Origin of the sequence: Veillonella sp., assembly GCF_015058545.1 — a bacterium.
In the GTDB taxonomy this organism is placed as follows: domain Bacteria; phylum Bacillota; class Negativicutes; order Veillonellales; family Veillonellaceae; genus Veillonella_A.
Genome location: NZ_SVCB01000047.1, coordinates 1 through 4,910, shown reverse-complemented (window position 1 = coordinate 4,910; position 4,910 = coordinate 1). Strand labels below are relative to the sequence as shown.

The following is a 4,910-nucleotide window of genomic DNA, read 5'->3' as shown; positions in this document are numbered from 1 at the left end:
GCCCGGAATCGATAAAATAACGCCTAAAATAGAAACCCAGAATACCATCGGCAATTTTTTAAAGCCAGGCAAATAGGAAAGCACGGCACCGGCAAAAGCGATACCGGCTAATACAAAACAACCTACCAAACTCGGTCCGAAGGCATGCTTGCCGTCTAAAATATTACCGGCCGCTGTAATCACAGCCGCTATAATAACAACAACCAAGAATTGAATTATTTTTTCCTGTAAGGTCATAGTTTTTTCCGTACTCATTAGCGCACCTCCTCAGAATCATGACGTAATACACGGGCACAGAAGCCATATAAGCGTTCCATAATCGGCAACGATACGAATAAACTGAAGTATACGCCCACAACGCTGGTTAATAAGTTGGCGGCGCCCGCCATAGCCATAATTTCACGTTCAAATTCAGGATGTACTGCCACGATAGATCCGGTGGCAGCCGCCATCATACTGGCACTACCGATACCGGCGCCCATAGCGAGGGCTATCGGATGGAACCACCCTAGTTGAGCAATCATGCCGGCCAATACGGAAATCCACATGGCGCCAAATAATGTACCGCAAATGTACATGCCCATTACGCCGCGACCTTCCGGTGAATGGAAGCCGTAGCGGTCAATAATAATCGCCACATTCGCTTCACGGTCAATGGAGTAACAAGCCCCTACCGCTTCACGACGCATCCCCACTAAGAGGGCAATCGGTAAACCGAGAACAATGGTTCCGAAGAAGTGACCTAACTCTTGTAAAATCAAGGCCCAACCGGAGTTCATAATGATATGCAAATTAGGGCCGATGCCGAGACCGATTTTAATCATTAAAATCATAATGGAAATGTTAAGGTAATCCGTAGCCGCTACCATCTGCTCTTCCGTAACTATCTTAAGTTTAGGAATGGAAATAACAAGACCGATTACCAGCGAGTAGAGTAATGGCAAAAAGACAACGATACCGAATTTTTGGATGCCTATCCCCTCCGCCACCAACGTAATCAGCAAACACAGCAGATGAATCTTCCAGTTTTTTAACAACCCCATAATTCCGTCCTCCTCCATTAGATAAAAGTTTATTATAAGATTACATGTCATTATTATAAGCCATAAATCATATTTTGGCTTATATTATTTTGTAATGGTGCTTGATAAATTTGTAATAGCTCTTGATAAATATAAAATTAAAAACAGGCAATAATGTTATGCATTATTGCCTGTTTTAGTTATATATTCATTTTTTTAATGGCCAAAAATCAACGACGGCTATTATCCCACATATTTTCTATGACAATCGGGATTTTATAAAGTCTTTCGTAATTTTTTTATAATTTTTAAAATAATCCTGTACGTTTACCGTAATGCTTGGAATCGCCATTCTGCTTCCAGCCTACCATGTCGCCGATGGACATAACGCGGCGGGTTAAGCAATCCTTACATTTATCCGCATTGTCGTCTACGCAAGGTTTGTTATCGTAGAGTAAGTACTTGGCACGGTGTTCCGGAATCGTAATAATCGGCATTAAAATATTAGCGCCGGCAGCGAGGCCTTTTTCTCGGCCCAATTTATCGAGCGCCTGCAAGGCTGTCGTAGCCGCAATGTTTACGTCTTTTAAGAATAAACGGGTCAACGCAATCATCTTAAGTCCCAGCTGAATACGGCGTTTTTTGCCCGCTTCATCATCAATCCCCATGGCCAATGCTTCCTGACCGAGTGGAGTGTCATGATGAACTACATAGGGTCCCATACCGATCATGTCGATATCCATATCGCGATAGAAGAGAATATCATTCACCAAATCTTCTTCCGTCTGATGAGGAAGGCCGATCATAACTCCGGTGCCCACCTGGAAGCCCACTTTGCGAAGGCTCTTTAAGCAGTTGACACGCGTTTCAAAGGAATGAAGTTCATCATTCGGATGGATTTTCTTGTATAATTCCGGATTACTTGTTTCAATACGAAGCAAGTAACGACTGGCACCGGCTTCCACCATGCGGCGATAACTTTCTTCCGTCTGCTCACCGACGCACATGGTAATGCCCAAGGAGCCGTCGCCGATAGATTTAATTTCACGAATCAAATCTACCACATAATCCACGAAGGCCGCATCACTGCGCTCGCCGGACTGCAAGGTAATGGAACCGTACTCATGGTCGTAGGCCCACTGCGCCATTTTGATAATATCTTCGCGCTTCATATCAAAGCGTTCCGTCTTATCGTTTTCACGACGAATGCCGCAATATTCGCAGTTTTTCACACAGCGATTGGAGAATTCAATCAAACCGCGATAATACGCCATTTTATCTACATATTTTGCCTTAACTTCATAGGCCTTTTTATAAATAGCCTGCAAATCATCTTCGTCGGTGACGCTCATCAAAAAGCGCAACTCATCGACGGTCAAGGTGTCATTGCCGACCAAATCTTTCTTTAGTATATCTTGTACTGTCATTTTTTGAACTGTCATATTCCTCCACTTATTCCGAACGACGATAGGCCCCATCAGTGAATCCGCCGGCTTCACCGTCTTCATTGCGAACGGCGATAGGCCACATTGAGCAAAGCCAAACAGCTTCGCCGCCTTTACTGCGAACGACGATATGCCACGGTAAGTGGCTCCGTAAGCTCTGCCGGTAGGTCCGTATCTTTTACAAAACCATCCAATTCAGCCGGCAAATCGGTCCATTCGGTTAATTCATGAGCAATCATATAATGGGCGAGGCGGCCGCGCATCTGTTTTGACGAGGTGCTGAGCTGCTTCCACACGCCCTGTTTTAATTCTAAAAACTCAACCGTCACCATATGGGGATGAGTCACTAATTTTGAATATTCCTTGGATGCCAAGTTCAAGAGCCAATCTTCCTTTTGAAAATAGGCCGTTACCTTATCGGTCCAGCAATCATAAAGCGATTTGGCGTCTTTAAGGAGATCTTCTGCTACCGACTTACTTACCACGTTTTTGGCAAAAATCCGGTCTACCAAATCGAGCCGATAATCGGTAACCGGGCTTTGCGGCGCTACTACACCATATAAACCGGATAAGATACACACATGGTCATTACCGAAGGCCTGTGCCTTTTCAGACAAATCCTGCCAAGCCAAATTTTTAAAGGCAAGGCCCGAATAGCTGAGTGCGGCAGCCCCTTCCGGCGCCGTTTTATAGTTTTGATAAAACTCGACCAAGTCAGCCGCCATATCTTCTTTAACTTTAAGAGCCTTCATTATGGCCTGTGCCGATAAAGTTTGCATATGGGCCACAATGGCTTCGGTTAAGGCTTTAGCAAAAACAGGTGCTGTAGCCTTCCCCTTCAAGGTTTTCGTTTTACTAGGAGATAGGAGTATTTTCATGTTTACTCATACCTGCCTCTTCATGCATAGCTTCGTCTTCGGCTATTAACTGCGCCTGCAAGTCTTTACTCCAAATCATCATCGGCAAGCCTACAACATACTTAGCTTTCATTTCTTTACACATATGAATGGCTTCATTCAAATATGGCGAACCTTCATCAATACCGTCAGTCAAAATCACAACATGACGATTTTTTAAATCCATGCCGGAATATACCATATGTTCACCATTGTAGAAAATCTCTTCAATGAATAATTTATCATGCATGAATTCGTCCATGCGGTGCAATATAATACGATCTAACAAGGCATTAGCGGGCGTCGAAACAGGTTCCGTAGTAGCAAGGCCTTCCGGCTGCAAACGAATAAATACCGTCTTTTGGTTATGACCCTTGCGGTACTCCAAAAGAGCCTGTTCCAAAGCGCCGTAGAACAAGAATTGTTCTGCCGGATCTAAGATATCACTCAAAAACATATCTATAACGGAGCCTGATTCGGCCGTTTTCAACTGTGCTGACAACTGAACCGCTACATCTTCTACAACTTCTTCATAATCGGAATGTTTAACTTCTGCCATTACGCGATCCTCCTACATCAATACACTAAATCGAAACAGTCAAGCTTCTTTCTAATTCTAACCATATAATTATAGCATTTTTACCTAAAATATTCTATATCCCCTATAGACAATGCCCCATAATATGTTTTTCATTACATTTCGCCAAAAATCAAAAGGACTCCCGCAGAATTTGCGAAAGTCCTTAGTATGACCGATATTGACCGTTACATTGACGCGTCATGCATAAAACGCGGTCAACCTGCGGTAACCAATTAGGCTTCAAATATTAACGATTACGCTTCAAATAAGAGATAAATATTCATCCCCGTCACCACGAGGCCGATAAGCCACAACATAACCGCCGTAGACGGCTTGTTTTTGTATACCCCCATAACCTTGGCCGAACCGGTCAAGTAAAGCTGCAAGAAAATGGTAAACGGCAACTGTAAACTGAGGAACATTTGTGAAACGAGAAGTGCTTTAAACGAGTCTTGAATGAATAAAATAAGAACCAGCGCCGGCACATAGGTAAGTGCGAGCCCGATGCGGCTGTGCAAATCCTTCATATCATAGGATTCACCAAACATCCCCGCAAAAATACTGGCGCCCGCCATACCGGCCGTAGCCGAGGAAGCAAGACCCGCAAAGAGTAAGGCGATGGCAAAAATAACCCCTGCCGATGGCCCGATTAACGGTACCAACAGTTCTTGCGCCTGTTCCAACTCTTCTACCATTACGCCTTCAGCAAAGAAGGTAGCGGCCGCCAGAATAATCATAGCGGAGTTAATGGCCCAGCCAATCCCCATGGAAAGAATGGTATCTAAGAACTCATAACGCAAGCGTTTCTTCATAATTTCCGGATCTTTTTTATTGAACTCGCGGCTCTGAATAATTTCCGAATGAAGGAATAAATTATGAGGCATAATAACGGCCCCTAAAATACTCAAGATAACGAGCATCGATTCATTCGGCAATGTCGGATTTACCCAACCGAGTCCGGATGCTG

Annotated in this window: 5 protein-coding genes and 1 pseudogene; all 6 read right to left on the bottom strand. The window is 44.0% G+C overall.

Annotated features, from left to right (window positions below; all coding sequences use genetic code 11):
- Positions 1 to 255, bottom strand: a pseudogene (locus tag E7204_RS02985) (hypothetical protein); the annotation flags it as partial.
- Entirely contained in the window at positions 255 to 1,043 is a 789-nt protein-coding gene (locus E7204_RS02980; RefSeq protein ID WP_295181406.1) for a DUF3100 domain-containing protein, read from the bottom strand. The gene E7204_RS02980 and the pseudogene E7204_RS02985, both read right to left, overlap by 1 nt.
- A gap of 287 nt (positions 1,044 to 1,330) precedes the next feature.
- On the bottom strand, positions 1,331 to 2,449 hold the full coding sequence (gene hydE, locus E7204_RS02975) for a [FeFe] hydrogenase H-cluster radical SAM maturase HydE (protein ID WP_156704679.1): 1,119 nt from the start codon (positions 2,447 to 2,449) through the stop codon (positions 1,331 to 1,333).
- Between the two features lie 131 nt (positions 2,450 to 2,580).
- Positions 2,581 to 3,309 carry a YaaA family protein gene (locus E7204_RS02970; protein ID WP_295181404.1) on the bottom strand — a complete coding sequence of 243 codons (729 nt, stop codon included), beginning with the start codon at positions 3,307 to 3,309 and terminating at the stop codon, positions 2,581 to 2,583.
- 13 nt (positions 3,310 to 3,322) lie between these two features.
- A complete protein-coding gene (locus tag E7204_RS02965) occupies positions 3,323 to 3,922 on the bottom strand; it encodes a hypothetical protein (RefSeq protein ID WP_295181402.1) in 600 nt (199 codons plus the stop codon).
- A 275-nt stretch (positions 3,923 to 4,197) separates the two neighbouring features.
- Positions 4,198 to 4,910, bottom strand: a 713-nt coding sequence (locus E7204_RS02960; RefSeq protein WP_295181401.1) for an Nramp family divalent metal transporter, incomplete at its 5' end; no start/stop codon positions are given.

What these genes read in the sequence shown, in the direction of transcription:
- E7204_RS02980 (WP_295181406.1), bottom strand. Translation starts at nt 1,043, where the DNA reads ATGGGGTTGTTAAAAAACTGGAAGATTCATCTGCTGTGTTTGCTGATT.
- hydE (WP_156704679.1), bottom strand. Translation starts at nt 2,449, where the DNA reads ATGACAGTACAAGATATACTAAAGAAAGATTTGGTCGGCAATGACACC.
- E7204_RS02965 (WP_295181402.1), bottom strand. Translation starts at nt 3,922, where the DNA reads ATGGCAGAAGTTAAACATTCCGATTATGAAGAAGTTGTAGAAGATGTA.